Annotated in this window: 12 protein-coding genes; 4 read left to right on the forward strand and 8 right to left on the reverse strand. The window is 62.8% G+C overall.

The features are described 5' to 3' along the window. Nucleotides 1–114 precede the first annotated feature (114 nt). The 3 genes from ACP7D4_RS25015 to ACP7D4_RS25025 all read right to left on the reverse strand — a co-directional run bounded on the left by ACP7D4_RS25015 (nucleotide 115) and on the right by ACP7D4_RS25025 (nucleotide 2235). The gene (locus tag ACP7D4_RS25015) at nucleotides 115–1761 is read right to left on the reverse strand and encodes an alkaline phosphatase family protein (RefSeq protein WP_426211955.1); all 1647 of its coding nucleotides are present in this window, start codon (nucleotides 1759–1761) and stop codon (nucleotides 115–117) included. 136 nt (nucleotides 1762–1897) lie between these two features. Continuing rightward, the gene (locus tag ACP7D4_RS25020) at nucleotides 1898–2026 is read right to left on the reverse strand and encodes a hypothetical protein (RefSeq protein ID WP_426107564.1); all 129 of its coding nucleotides are present in this window, start codon (nucleotides 2024–2026) and stop codon (nucleotides 1898–1900) included. Next, nucleotides 2026–2235: a hypothetical protein gene (locus tag ACP7D4_RS25025; RefSeq protein ID WP_426211956.1), complete on the reverse strand. Its 210-nt coding sequence runs from the start codon at nucleotides 2233–2235 to the stop codon at nucleotides 2026–2028. The genes ACP7D4_RS25020 and ACP7D4_RS25025 overlap by 1 nt, the downstream gene beginning before the upstream one ends. A gap of 345 nt (nucleotides 2236–2580) precedes the next feature. Here ACP7D4_RS25025 and ACP7D4_RS25030 point away from each other — a divergent pair, with 345 nt between their 5' ends. Then, nucleotides 2581–3969, forward strand: coding sequence for an esterase-like activity of phytase family protein (locus tag ACP7D4_RS25030; RefSeq protein WP_426211958.1), 1389 nt, complete (start codon nucleotides 2581–2583; stop codon nucleotides 3967–3969). A 95-nt stretch (nucleotides 3970–4064) separates the two neighbouring features. On the opposite strand, the gene ACP7D4_RS25035 is transcribed toward ACP7D4_RS25030, so the two are convergent. After that, complete coding sequence (locus ACP7D4_RS25035; RefSeq protein WP_426211959.1) at nucleotides 4065–4529, reverse strand: HMA2 domain-containing protein; 465 nt, start codon at nucleotides 4527–4529, stop codon at nucleotides 4065–4067. Nucleotides 4530–4746: 217 nt separating this feature from the next. On the opposite strand from ACP7D4_RS25035, the gene ACP7D4_RS25040 reads away from it, so the two are divergent. Continuing rightward, nucleotides 4747–5016, forward strand: coding sequence for a DUF3562 domain-containing protein (locus ACP7D4_RS25040; RefSeq protein ID WP_426107568.1), 270 nt, complete (start codon nucleotides 4747–4749; stop codon nucleotides 5014–5016). Between the two features lie 31 nt (nucleotides 5017–5047). On the opposite strand, the gene ACP7D4_RS25045 is transcribed toward ACP7D4_RS25040, so the two are convergent. The 3 genes from ACP7D4_RS25045 to ACP7D4_RS25055 all read right to left on the reverse strand — a co-directional run bounded on the left by ACP7D4_RS25045 (nucleotide 5048) and on the right by ACP7D4_RS25055 (nucleotide 9104). Next, entirely contained in the window at nucleotides 5048–6013 is a 966-nt protein-coding gene (locus ACP7D4_RS25045; protein ID WP_426211961.1) for a GGDEF domain-containing protein, read from the reverse strand. A gap of 144 nt (nucleotides 6014–6157) precedes the next feature. Then, nucleotides 6158–7843, reverse strand: coding sequence for a methyl-accepting chemotaxis protein (locus tag ACP7D4_RS25050; protein ID WP_426211962.1), 1686 nt, complete (start codon nucleotides 7841–7843; stop codon nucleotides 6158–6160). A gap of 154 nt (nucleotides 7844–7997) precedes the next feature. Next, nucleotides 7998–9104 (reverse strand): ABC transporter substrate-binding protein, encoded by a 1107-nt coding sequence (locus ACP7D4_RS25055; RefSeq protein ID WP_426211964.1) that lies wholly within the window; start codon nucleotides 9102–9104, stop codon nucleotides 7998–8000. Nucleotides 9105–9300: 196 nt separating this feature from the next. Here ACP7D4_RS25055 and ACP7D4_RS25060 point away from each other — a divergent pair, with 196 nt between their 5' ends. Further along, complete coding sequence (locus ACP7D4_RS25060) at nucleotides 9301–10545, forward strand: DUF2252 domain-containing protein (protein ID WP_426107572.1); 1245 nt, start codon at nucleotides 9301–9303, stop codon at nucleotides 10543–10545. A gap of 74 nt (nucleotides 10546–10619) precedes the next feature. On the opposite strand, the gene ACP7D4_RS25065 is transcribed toward ACP7D4_RS25060, so the two are convergent. Next, nucleotides 10620–10835 carry a hypothetical protein gene (locus ACP7D4_RS25065; protein WP_426107573.1) on the reverse strand — a complete coding sequence of 72 codons (216 nt, stop codon included), beginning with the start codon at nucleotides 10833–10835 and terminating at the stop codon, nucleotides 10620–10622. Between the two features lie 291 nt (nucleotides 10836–11126). Between ACP7D4_RS25065 and ACP7D4_RS25070 the strand changes: the two genes are divergently transcribed. Further along, entirely contained in the window at nucleotides 11127–12659 is a 1533-nt protein-coding gene (locus ACP7D4_RS25070; RefSeq protein WP_426107574.1) for a CHAD domain-containing protein, read from the forward strand. Nucleotides 12660–12691: the final 32 nt, after the last annotated feature.

The raw sequence follows: 12691 nt of genomic DNA on the forward strand, positions 1-12691 counted from the left end.
CGCCGCGATACTGCGTCAAAAATGCTCGCAAGGCCTCGGCCTTGCTCCGCTTTTGTTCCTTGTCTCTCGGCGATTTCGGAACATTTATAAGCAACGAACTTTCAACTCAGGACACTAGCGCAGCGCTTCGGTCAGTACCCGGCCTTCGGAGGCCGCAGGCGGGCGCAGGCGCAGCAGGTGCGCCAGCGTTGGCGCAATGTCCACCACCTCGGCGTACGATGCCTGGCTGCCCGGGCGGATCCATTGCGGTCCCATCAGCAGCAGCGGGACATTCGTGTCGTAGGCGTAGGGCGAGCCGTGCGAGGTGAGGCTCTTGCCCCCGCTAAAGTGCCAGTATGGCTTGGTCACCAACATCAGGTCGCCCGACAGTTGGCGGTTCCACGCGCGCTGCATCAGCGTTCCCAGGCGCGTGGCAGGCAGGCCGGCTTCGAACTCGGTGCGAGTGAACACCTCGGCCACGCCAGCCTGGCCCAGCAGGAAACGGGCGGCACTGTGTTCCAGCTCGTCGCGCCGCAAGCCCGCCTTGGCGGCCAGCGCATAGTCGAGGTGAATGTTCGGCAGCGACGTTGCCGCCACCAGTTTTGCCACCCCGTGCGTGGCAGTTAAATGGGCGTCGAGGACGGCGGCCAGTTTGTCGCCGTCGATGCGGCCCGCGTCCAGATGCGCCGCTTTGGCAAACTCCGGCGTATTCGGAAAACCATGGTCGGCGGTCAGGACCACCAGCACATTGCCGGCGCCTACGCGCTGATCGAGGTAGCCGAAAAAACCGGCCAGCATGCGGTCCAGCCGCTGCAGGTGGTCGTGCGACATTTTGCTCTCGGGGCCGAAGGCGTGGTTGATGTAGTCATGGGCGGACAAGCTCACGGCCAGCAGGTCGGCCACGCCGGCGCTATTGCGGCCCAGGTTTTCGCCTTCGATGGCGGCGCGCGCAAACGCCAGCGTCAATTCATCGAGGACGGGCGTGGTTTTCAGGCGCGTGTAGTAGTCGGCATCGATGCTGCCCGTTTCGCTGTAGTGCGTGAATCGAAAGCGCTGGCCTACGCCTTCAATGCCGGCATACAGCGCGTCGTCGGCGTCTTGCGCGTAGGCGCTGTCGGCCAACAGCGGCGTCCACGATTTGCCGTAGTAGCGGTCCTGCCCTTTGGCTTGCTGGTAGTGCTGGACCCATTCTGGGTGCGCAGCCATGTAATAGCTGCTGCTGGCAAAGTTGCCGCTTTTTTCCATATACATGTAGGCGGTGCCGCTTTTGCCGGCCAGCAGGATCGCGCCGCGGTCCTTGCCGGACACGGCAATCACCTTGGCGCGGTTGCCGCTCGCATAGCGCATTTCGTCGCCCAGCGTGCCCACCTTCAGCTTCGACGGCGAGGTGCCGTCGGCCGGCTTGGTGTCTTCGCCCAGATAGGTGTAGGCAGTGTCTTCGGTGCAGTACACCGGTTTGCGGGTCGCGGGATCGATCCAGTTATTGCCGATCACGCCGTGCTGGTAGGGGTAGGCGCCCGTCAGGATCGCCGCGTGGCCGACCGCAGTGACGGTCACGCCATGGGCCTGGTGTGCGTTGCTGTACGAGGCGCCCTGGCGCAGCAGGCGGTTGAAGCCACCCGCCGAGAACTGCTCGCGGTAACGCTGCACTTGCTCGTTGGGCAGGCCGTCGACGACCAGGACGACCACCAGTTTAGGCTGGGCGGGCAGGGCGGCACTGGCGCTGAAACTGGCCGCCAACAGGAAGGCGCCGAGAGAAAGCCGGGAAAGGGTAAATGTCATTGAGGTCGTTGTATTTTTGTTGAAAGAGTGAGGGACGTGCGAAGGAACCGGACAGGGCCGGCGCGGCAATCGTAGCGCGCCCGTATGACGCGCCCATGACACGGCAAGGTGGCGCTAACGCGCCTGCGCGATCTGGCTAACGCGCCTGCGCGATCTGTTGCACGACGACCAGCGGCTTGATGCGCTTGGGACCGGGCGGATAGAAAAAAGTGGCCCAGAGGAGCCCGAAGACGACGCTGCCAATGGCAAACGATTTGCTGGGCATCAGGCACTCCCTCGCGTGCCGGTGGCGCTGGTGCGCGCGCGCCGCTGGTAGCCGATGGCCAGCATACGCAATGCCAGCTGGGACGCGGCGCCGAGGGACATTACATGCCGCTTGGCATAGTCAAAGCTGTATTGGGCCTGTAGTTTGAGTGCTTCCGCGATGTGTTCGGCCGTGTTCTGGTCGGTGCGGAAATTATTTTCACGCGTCATCGAATCCTCCACTTGCGAATCTGGTGCCGATACTTGAGCCGACCGGACAAAGCTGTCGGCGCGCCAGGATGCGGCGCTTTCCAACACGACGATGTTAAGCACTTTCTATGACGCGCAAATGACAGCGGCAAGCGGATAAAAATTTTTCTTCGCGGTCATTTCGCCGTCACATCTCTTTGTCATCATTGCTCCTGTCTTCACGGGTATGTAGCACGCTCCCCCTTTTCCCGCGCCGCTCGGCGCGGGATTTTTTCTCCGTCGGCCCCTCCCATTTCGATATCGTTTTGTAATTGCCCCGTCACACGGCAGCGCTAGCATGAAGCTCCAACTTGATGAGGATGCCCCGTGAAAATTACTCCCTTGCTAGCGGCGCTGCTCGCGGCACTGTTTTCCATGCCGGCCGCGCAGGCCGGCGTCCAACTGATCGCCATCGGCAGCATCAACGGCCATGGCGCCGACCGCGCGAGCGCCACTGCCGGCCTGCTGGAAAGCGGCGTCGCCGGCAACTTGCTGGGCGGCGTCGGCTCGGGCCTGGCGTATGCCGGAGGCGAGCGTTTTATTGCGGTGCCGGACCGCGGCCCGAATGCCAATCCGTACAACGGCGCGGTCGACCACACCACGTCCTACATTCCCCGTTTCCACACGCTCAGCCTGGCGCTCAAGGCCAGCGCCCCCGGGGCCGCTTTACCGTTCACGCTCAGTGCGACCCTGCTCGAGACCACGCTGCTGTCGAGCAAAACACCGCTGTTCTATGCTGATGGCGGCGCCCCTGCGCTGAACCGCAAGCACAAGGGCTACTACTTCAGTGGCCGCTCCGATAATTTCGATCCGGCGCGTGCCTCCACCCATGCCGGCAATGGCCGTTTCGATCCGGAAGGCGTGCGCTTGTCAAACGACGGCCAGCATGTCTACATCAGCGACGAATACGGTCCCTACGTCTATGAATTTCACCGACAGACCGGCAAACGCCTGCGCGTGTTCGCGCTGCCGGCAGAGTTTGCGGTCAATCACCTCAGCGCCCAGGGCGACACTGAAATTGCCAGCAATCTGATGGGCCGGGTGGCCAACAAGGGCATGGAAGGCCTGGCCATTACGCCGGACGGCAAGAAACTGGTCGGCATCATGCAAAGTCCGCTGGCCCAGGACGGCGGCGTGGGCGGGGGCTATACGCGCATCGTCACCATCGATATCGGCACCGGCGCCGTGCTCCAGCATGCCTATCCATTGACCAACATCGGCACCGCCGCCAAGCCGAAGTATCCCACCGTGAGCGACATCGTGGCGATCAACGACCACGAATTCCTGGTCGACGAGCGTGACGGCAAAGGCTTGGGCGACGACTCCAAGGCCGTCTATAAAATGATCTATCGCATCGATCTGGCCAGCGCGCCCGTAGTCGACGGCGTGGCGGGCAACGCCAACCTGGCGCGTTATGCGGTAGGCAAATCCTTGTTTCTCGACGTGGTGCACTCGCTCAGCGCTGCCGGCGTGGCCGTGCGCGACATTCCCGCCAAGCTGGAGGGCCTGGCGTTTGGACCGGACGTGGCGGTTGGCGGCGTTGCCAAACATACGCTGTTCATGTCGAACGACAATGACTTTATCGGCACCGTCACCGATACGGGCCATCCGGCGGGCAAGGACAATCCAAACCTGTTCTTTGTATTTGCGGTCGATGCGGCAGACTTGCCGGGCTTTGTGCAGCAGGGCGGCGCATTGCACAAGATGGCAAAGTAAGCTGGTCGTGCGGGCCGGCAAGGCTTGACTTGTCAAGCCTTGCCGCAGCGCTGGCCGTCAGGCCAGGCAAGCGCTCCGCTTTCATTGCTCACCGTTCACGCCAGCATCGCCGCCAGTAGTGCAAACGAGCACAAGGCGGCGGCCTGCCGCAGGGGCCGACGGGGCGCCGCTTTGCGCTGGTGCTGGCGGGCCGGGGGCAGCAAGTCGCTGTCCGTGCCAATGCATGTGGCCGATCTGGTGGCCGGCGTGGCGGGGTGCTCGCCCCGGCCACCATTGTGGCCCGGGCCGTCCTGGCGCTGGCGTCCCAGCGGACGCGGGTCGAGCAGCAACTGGTGTGCCAGCAGCACCGCTTCCACCTGATCCCAGAACTGCGTCGTCTTGCCGCTGGCCGCTGCGTAGTTGATCAGCAGGCTGCCAGACGGCGCGTTGGTTTCCACCGCCTGCACGCCGTCGATGGCGTGCAGCGCGGCCGCCATGCTGTCGAGCTGTGCTGTTTGCTGCTTGAGTTGCGTGAACCGCAGCCGCAGGCGGCCCGGAACAGATGAAGATGGTTGGTCCATGTGGGCTCTCCTGTGCTCGCAGTGAATATTAACTAATCGACATGACAGACAAATGACATGCGCAATTGCCGAGCGCGGCAAGGACGACTCCGCAGCGCGCCGGTGGGACGGAACGGGTGCAAATTGCTCAGGCCGTCTGAAGTTTTGGCAGCTCAGTTGAACCAAGGCGCTTGAAAAACGCTCTTACGACTAACGAGCATAAGTTCTGGAGGCTGCGATGATGCCGATCATGGCGGATGGGAGGCGGGCCACGCACTTGTTGCCCGTGGAGCGTAGCGCATCAACCCTGCAGCGGCACGTAGCGAGCATCCAGGCCATTTGCGATGAGGTTGGCAGGCCGTTCGAGGAAATCGCGGGCGTGTACCAGTGCGAGTTGCTGCGCATGGCAGCTGGCGCCGCGGTTGTCGACTATCTTCCCGTGCTTGTCGGAAAGCATGTGCGCGCGCTGTACAAGCGGCGCGTGGAGGCGCGCGCCGAAGACCATTGACAGTGCCGAACTTTGAAGCCGCCGTGGTGCGTCAAATGGCGACCGCAACACCGCTCGCGTCGTCAGATCCTTGCTGGTACGGCATGCGCCGCTCCAGCGACCGGTTCAGTTCCTTGAGCAGTTGGCGCGGCTCGGCATCGACGCTGCGAAACGTGTAGCGCACGGTAGGCATGAGCGGCTGGCCGCTGTGCTGCGTGTGGTGGCGCAGGCTGCCGACGGCGCGCCGCAGCTGGTGCCCCAACGCTTGCGCGATGTCGGCGGGAGTGTGCGGCAACAGCACGGCGAAGCGGTCGCCGGCGTAGCGGCACAGCAAATCGGTGCTGCGCAGGTTGAGCAGCAGGACGTGGGTAACAGCCTGCAGCACCCGGTCGCCTTCGCGCTGGCCGTAGTCCCGGTTGACGAGGTGGAAGCTGTCGATATCGAGCATCAGGATGCTGCAGTCGCCTTTGCCGCTGGCGTAGGCGATGCCCAGTTGATCGCGCAGGTAGTCGGCGTCTGCCACCTGTGTCAGGTGGTCGAACGAGCGGTGGCCGCGAAATAGATGTTCGCGCTTTTGCGTATGCTCGGACACCTTTAACTGTTCCTTGCGCCACGACAGCAGGCCCCAGGTCAGGCCCGCCATGCCGGCAAGGGTGATGCCGCTGTCGACCAGGTGGTGCCAGTGCTGACCAACTGCGACGCTGAACAGCGCGTCCATGCAGTGTGCCAGCGTGCCCAGCATCAGGCCCGCCAGGCCGCAGGCGAGCAGCGTAGTGGCACGCCCCTGGGGGCGGCTGCGTAGCACAATGACGAACCAGGCGCAGGCCATCAGCGCTATGCTGCCTTCGGCGGCGATGTCGAGCATATTCCATTGGGCCATTGGTTTGGCGCTGCCCGCGCCGGCGTACAGGGCAACGATGGTGCAAGCCCCCAGCGCGGCGAGCAGGATGGAGAGGCGGGGGATATCAACGCGGGAAAAAGCGACGCGGGGAAAAGCGACGCGGGGAAAACGTGGCATGGTGGTCTCGCTGCAGAGGGGGTAATGCCTCCCGATACTAGGGCGCCGTAGTGACAGGACGATGACAGCGGCGCGCTGGGTTGATGTAGCGCAAACGCGGCAGCCGCAGCAGGCGAGGGCGCAACAGCGGCCGCGCGGATCGCCCTACAGTTCTTCCCATTCCCGCTCTTGGGGCGCGGGCGCGCGCAGCGCAGCGCGGCGCAGCGGCGCGCGCCGGCGCGCGGCGGCGCCAAGGGGCGTGGGCACCGGCGCCACATAACGCTCGTGAATCTTGAACACGCTGACCGCTTCCTTCAGGCTGGCGGCCTGGTGCTTCATCGATTCGGCCGCGGCAGCGGCTTGCTCCACCAGCGCGGCATTTTGCTGGGTCACGGCATCCATCTGCGCGATGGCCTGGCTGATCTGGTCCAGTCCCACATTCTGCTCGCCGCTGGCCACGGAAATATCGGTAATGATGGCGTTGACGCGTTTGACGCTGGCAACCACGTCATCCATCGTGGTGCCGGCCTGGCTCACCAGAATGCTGCCGGCGGCCACTTGCTCGACCGAATCGCCGATCAGCGTTTTGATTTCCTTGGCCGCCGCCGCCGAGCGCTGCGCCAGGCTGCGCACTTCGGACGCCACGACCGCAAAGCCGCGCCCCTGTTCGCCCGCGCGCGCCGCCTCGACGGCCGCGTTCAGGGCCAGGATATTGGTCTGGAAGGCGATGCCGTCGATCACGCCGATAATGTCGACGATCTTCCTGGACGAGTCATTGATTGAACCCATGGTGGCGATGACGTTAGCCACAGCCTCGCCTCCGCGCGCGGCCACCACGGACGCGGTGCCGGCTAGCCTGGTGGCCTGGCCCGCGCTCTCGCCATTTTGGCGCACGGTGCTGGTCAGCTGTTCCATGGCCGAGGCCGTTTCTTCAAGCGAGCTGGCTTGCTCCTCGGTACGGACTGACAGGTCCAGGTTCCCCTGCGCGATTTCTGACGATGCCACGGCAATGGCATCGGTGCCGACGCGCACTTTGGCGACGATGTCGGCCAGGCTGTCGTGCATTTCCTTGAGCGAGGCGAGCAAGGTGCCGATTTCGTCGCTGCCGCGCACCGTGATATCGGTCGACAAATCGCCGGCGGCGACGATGCGCGCGATAGCGACTGCTTCGTTCAGCGGCGTGGTGATGCTGCGCGCCAGCCACACCATGATGACGCCAAGCACAGCAAGCGTCGCGACGACGGTAGCGGAAATCTGCAGGTTCGAGGTTCGCTGCGCCTCGGCATTGGAAACAATGCTGGCAGCGATCAGTTTTTTGGCATGGTCCTGGATGAAACCGACGATCTGGTCGATCTTGGCAGTAGGCGGACGATCCATACCCTTGACCAGCGCGTCGACGAGCTTGAAGCTCTCGCCATTGGCGCTGTCGTATTTTTCCAGCGCCGTCAGGTAATTTTTCTGCAGTTCGTCATGCGCGCTGAGCGCCTCGGCCACCAGGGGTGTGCTGGTGCCCAGCTTGGCGAGCAGGGCGTTCACCTTGTCCAGTTCGGCGCGCGTAACGGCGCCGCTTTTCTTGAACGAGGCCGTATATTTTTCCAGCTGGGCCGGGTCATTGCCACGCAACAGGATGTTTTTCCATTCCTGAACCTGGATCTTGAAGTGCACCTGAGCGCTGCGCGCTGTATCGATGGCGTCGGCGGACAGGGCCAACTGCTGCATGTCGGCCAGGTTGTTGGCGTTGGCCTGGCTCAGCGCAGTGGCGCCGCCCACCCCCACGCCGACTAAAGCGATGAAAAAAATTGCGCCGAGCAGCGCCAGGCGCGCGGCAATTTTCATATTGGCCAGTCTCATGTTGCTTATCCTGTGGGTGGGTACGGCTTACTCAAAATAGAAATTGATTGAATACAATAATGCACCCGCACAGCATAAATACCAACACGAAGCGCCGATATTCCACACCGATGCATCAGGCTGGTGCATCGGTGTGGAATTCTGGCAACATGCGCTAAAACATCAGCCCGCCGCCGCGCTTGAAGAGGGCGATGTCGACGTAGCGCGACAGGTTCTGGCCGCCCTGGGCCGACACGACCGTCATGCCGCCCAGGTCGATGGGGGTGCGGCTTGCCGGGACGGCGAGCGGGTCCGGCTTCATCATCCGCACCAGCGTTTTGGCCACTGCGAAGCCTTCCAGCGTGACCGACGAGACGGGTTCGTCGCGAAAACGTTTCATCATTTCGACGTGTTCGGACTGCAGCGCCGACACCGTACTCGACGGATTGGGGACCACTTGCGAGAACACGGTAAATTCGGTGGCGCGGGCGCCGGCGATTTCGCTTAGCGTCGTCAGGTTGATCAGCGAGGTACCAGCGACGAAGGTGGCCGCATCATAGGCACGGAAGGCGCGCAGGAACTGGGCCGAGCCGATGGTGTCGCCGATCGAGATCACCAGCTTGGCACCGGCCTGGCTCAGGCGCAGCGCTTCCTGCTGCAGGCCCTTCTTGTTGGGCACGATGTTGGCCACGCCCGACAGCGTCATGCGGCGCTTGTGCATTTCAGCCGAGAGGAACTGAAAGGCGCGGTTGTTCTGGGGCGAGGCTTGCAGCGCGATGCCGACTTGTTTGACGCCGAGTTTTTCAAAGTAGGACAGCAGGAACAGCAGTTCGCTCTCGATGCTCGGGCGCCAGAATACGATGCGGGCGTCGCTGCTGGCCGACGAATCGGCCAGCGGAGCGAACAGCACGTGGTGCGACTGGGCAAAGGCGGGGGCGGCGGCAATGGCCCGGGTGGCGTCGTTGCCAATGGCGCCGAGCAGGTAGTCGGCATGGTCGTCCTTGATCAGGGCGGTGACGTTGGCGGCCGCTTCAGCAGCGACGCCATGGTCGTCGCGCACCAGGTACTGGACCTTGCGTCCGTTGATGCCGCCTTTCTGGTTGACGCTGTCAAAGTAGGTGGTGATGCCCGCCACGTAATCGCGGCCGATGCTGCCGTTCGGACCGGACAGGTCAATCGACTGGGCGACGATCACGGCTTTGCCCGCGTGAGCGAGCGGGCACATGGCGAGGGCGAGGCCGAGGCCTAAACCGGCGAGCAAGGTGGAAAAGCGAATGGACACGGCAACTCCGGATGGGAAATCCAGAGTGTAAAGTTGCAATGTGACAACTTGATGACGGCTTGTCATATCCCCGGCCCCAGACTGAAATCCGCCGCCTCAAGACGGCAGTCGCGCGCTGGTCTGCGGTGATAGAACAGCGCGGTGAGAATCTCGTGTAGGCTGTTACTCCCACATGGCTCCCCGGAAAGGCGCTTCAATGTATCAGTATGCACAGCGCGATGTTGCCCACCTGGTCGCCGCCTTTAACGCCGACCGTGAGCCAGAGCGTGTCAGCCTCAAGTACCGGGCGCTGGCAGCGACCCCGTTTTCGTTCTTGCGCGGCACGTGCCACTTGTTTTACCAGGATTTTTCGCAAGCCTTGCCGCAAGTCGACTCGCCGCTGGCCTGGATCAGCGGGGATCTTCACCTGGAAAACTTTGGCAGCTACAAGGGGGATAACCGGCTGACCTATTTCGACATTAACGACTTCGGCGAAGCAGTGCTGGCGCCGGCGCACTGGGAACTGGCCCGTTTTTTGGTCAGCGTGCTGGTCGCAGCAGACGCACTGGAGGTCAATTCCAGCGTGGCTACCGGTTTGTGCAACCGTTTTCTTGATGCTTACGTTGGCGCACTTGCTACGGGCAAGGCGCGCTGGATCGAGCGGCCCTTGGCGACCGGCATGGTGAGGCAACTTTTACTGAGTGTAAAAGCGCGCAGTCGTGCCGATTTTCTGGACAAGCGCACCAAGCTGATTGGGGGAAAGCGCAAGTTGCGTCTGATCGAGGGAAAATCCTTGCCTGTCACCAAAGACGAGCGGGACAAAGTAAGGACCTTCATGACCGGCTATGCGCAACGCCAAGCAGTGCCTGCGTTTTACAAAGTGCTCGACGTTGCACGGCGCATCGCCGGCACCGGTAGCCTGGGGCTGGAGCGCTACGTGATTCTGGTCCGTGGCCGGGGCGGGTCGGCAGGCAACTTTTTGCTGGATCTGAAGTACACCCCTGCATCAGCCCTGACCCCTTTTTTGCCCGCCCGGCAACCGGCTTGGGAGAGCGAAGCGCAGCGCGTCGCGACCGTCGGGCGCCTGAGCCAGGCGATCGAACCGGCACTGCTCGAGGCGGTCACGATCGGCACGCGCTCCTATGTGCTGCAGGAACTGTTACCAACGCAAGACCGGCTGGCGCTCGACATGTGGGGTGGAAAGCCGCAGCGCCTTGAGGGAGTGATGCGCAACATGGGTGAAGTACTGGCTTGGGGACAGTTGCGCGCCGCCGGACGCCAGGGTGCGGCCGATGCCGAGGCCTTGATTGCTTACGCCGGTAACGCCAAGGCCTGGCGCCATGCGCTACTGGCCTATGCGCAGGGCTATCGCAAGCAAGTCTTCGCCGACTGGAAACAATATAAAACCGCATTCCAGGCGGCAGACAAGGCGCGCGCGAGGCACGCCAAGACGACAGCTTGAATGCAGTAACTGCGCGCTACAACCGTGACGGCTGCACCCTCGTCACGGCGGGGGCCGCCACGTAGCTGGCCGCTTCAGGCGCCTTCGATGTAGTTGCGGCACAAAGTCTGCAACTCGCCCAGCGCGCGCGCGTCGTCCCGCTGCAGGAGGATGTCGAGCACTGCGTGAATTTGGCCACTGGTGGGAACAAGTTCAGCAGGGCTATGGACCATCCAGGCGATCAGCATCGCGCGCAGGTCCTTGACCGGCAGCGTGCGCACCTCTTTGCGCGTTGGTACCTGGGTTGCCATCTTGTGCTCGCATTGGTCGTGTTGCCGGTGCAAGGTAAGCGAGGAATCGGTTCTTGGTGGTGCAAAACAGTGTGCATCGATGGGCATTGCTTGGCCTCCTGGCAAGTAAAAACGGGGAATGCTGCTAATGGTGAGATCGCATGGTTCGACCTTTGTTCCGTTTTTGTTGATGAGAAAGCGCAGGAGAGATTGACGAGGTGAAATAGGATTGCAGCGCGCCATTGGACCGCATGATCGCGCCGACATGGCGGGGACCGGCTTAGAATCGGACTAGACCACCACGGAGAAACCATGGAAAACGAAATCAAGTTATTGGCACGCCACGAAGACTTGGCCACGCTGCTCAACAGCCCCTTGCTGCAAAAGTACGCCACTGCGCCAGCGGTCGAACACGTCATCGCCGACACCTATTACGACACCCCCGGCTACGATCTGCGTTCGCGCCATGCCTCGCTGCGCTTGCGCAAGAGCGGCGGCAACTACCTGCAAACGTTTAAGGTCGGCAACGGCGCTGTCGCGGGTTTGCACAGCCGCGAGGAGTTCGAGTCGCCGGTCAAGGGAAACCGGCCATCGCTGGCCCTGCTGCGCAAACTGGACAAGGCCGGCAATGGCGCGGTGCATTCGCTACTGCACTCCTGCCAATTGAAGCGCCGGCTTTCCCCCGTCTTTTCGACGCGTATCAGCCGCACAATTTTTCAGTTGCAACTGCCGCACGGTGACGTCGTCGAGTGCGCGGTCGACCAGGGCGAAATCAGCGCCAACGGCGCTTCTGTCCCGATCTGCGAAGTTGAACTGGAATTAAAATCGGGCGAGGTGGCATGTTTGTTTGACCTCGCCCTTGAACTTTTCGACGAAGTGCCGCTCGCATTTGGCGAGCAGAGCAAGGGCGATCGGGGCTACGCCTTGCTCGCGCCGCAGGCTTTTCCAGCGTGCAAAGCTACGCTTGTAGCACTCAAGAAAAAAATGACGGTGGAGCACGCCTTTACGGAGATTGCGGCCAACTGCATTACCCACATTGAAGCCAATGCCCCCGGTGTCGCCCATTGCGACATTGAGGCTTTGCACCAGATGCGGGTAGGATTTCGGCGCCTGCGCGCAGCGCTGGGCCTGGTGGCGGACCTGATCGACTTGCCGCCGCCGCTGCGCGCTGAAATGGATTGGCTTGCCGAAGTGCTGGGCACGGCGCGCGACTGGGATGTACTGGCCCACACCACGCTGGCCGACCTGGCGCAGGCGCATCCCGTCGCACCGCAAATTGCCCAGGTGACGCAGGCAGCATTGAACGAGAGCGAGCAAGCGCGCCGCGCAGCGGCTGAGGCCGTTGCATCGCCGCGCTATGCGCGCCTGCAGCTGTCGCTGACCCAATGGCGTCTGGGTGCGCCCTGGCGCCACGACGCCGATGCGCGCAGCCTTTCCCGGCTGGACCGGCCGGTGGGCGAATTCGCCCGCAAGGCGCTGGCCAAGTCTCACAAGCGACTACTCAAGCGCGGCGCGTGCCTGGATGGAGCAACGCACGAACAGACGCACCGGGTCCGCATCGCCGCCAAGAAAACGCGCTATGCCAGCGAGTTTTTCAAGTCACTTTTTCCCTCTGCCAAAATGCGTGCCTTTATCAAACGACTGTCGGGTTTGCAAGATGAATTTGGCAAACTGAACGACGTCGCTGTGGCCGACAAGCTGCTCACGACCTTGGAACAGAAGCAGCCTGCGCTGGGCGGCAGCGCAGCGTATGTCAAGGGCTTCCTGGCGCGTGGCACGGAGGGCGGGGAGAACGCGGTCAAGAAAAGCTGGCGCACATTTTCGCCGGCGCGGCGTCCGCATTGACACTGGTGCGCGCAGGATTCCGATGGCTGCAG

The sequence above is a fragment of the Massilia sp. TWP1-3-3 genome, from assembly GCF_049897805.1.
Classification (GTDB): Bacteria; Pseudomonadota; Gammaproteobacteria; order Burkholderiales; family Burkholderiaceae_D; genus Telluria_A.

What these genes read in the sequence shown, in the direction of transcription:
- ACP7D4_RS25060 (WP_426107572.1), top strand. Translation starts at nt 9,301, where the DNA reads ATGTATCAGTATGCACAGCGCGATGTTGCCCACCTGGTCGCCGCCTTT.
- ACP7D4_RS25025 (WP_426211956.1), bottom strand. Translation starts at nt 2,235, where the DNA reads ATGACGCGTGAAAATAATTTCCGCACCGACCAGAACACGGCCGAACAC.
- ACP7D4_RS25050 (WP_426211962.1), bottom strand. Translation starts at nt 7,843, where the DNA reads ATGAGACTGGCCAATATGAAAATTGCCGCGCGCCTGGCGCTGCTCGGC.
- ACP7D4_RS25070 (WP_426107574.1), top strand. Translation starts at nt 11,127, where the DNA reads ATGGAAAACGAAATCAAGTTATTGGCACGCCACGAAGACTTGGCCACG.
- ACP7D4_RS25035 (WP_426211959.1), bottom strand. Translation starts at nt 4,529, where the DNA reads ATGGACCAACCATCTTCATCTGTTCCGGGCCGCCTGCGGCTGCGGTTC.
- ACP7D4_RS25015 (WP_426211955.1), bottom strand. Translation starts at nt 1,761, where the DNA reads ATGACATTTACCCTTTCCCGGCTTTCTCTCGGCGCCTTCCTGTTGGCG.
- ACP7D4_RS25020 (WP_426107564.1), bottom strand. Translation starts at nt 2,026, where the DNA reads ATGCCCAGCAAATCGTTTGCCATTGGCAGCGTCGTCTTCGGGCTCCTC.
- ACP7D4_RS25040 (WP_426107568.1), top strand. Translation starts at nt 4,747, where the DNA reads ATGATGCCGATCATGGCGGATGGGAGGCGGGCCACGCACTTGTTGCCC.
- ACP7D4_RS25045 (WP_426211961.1), bottom strand. Translation starts at nt 6,013, where the DNA reads ATGCCACGTTTTCCCCGCGTCGCTTTTCCCCGCGTCGCTTTTTCCCGC.
- ACP7D4_RS25065 (WP_426107573.1), bottom strand. Translation starts at nt 10,835, where the DNA reads ATGGCAACCCAGGTACCAACGCGCAAAGAGGTGCGCACGCTGCCGGTC.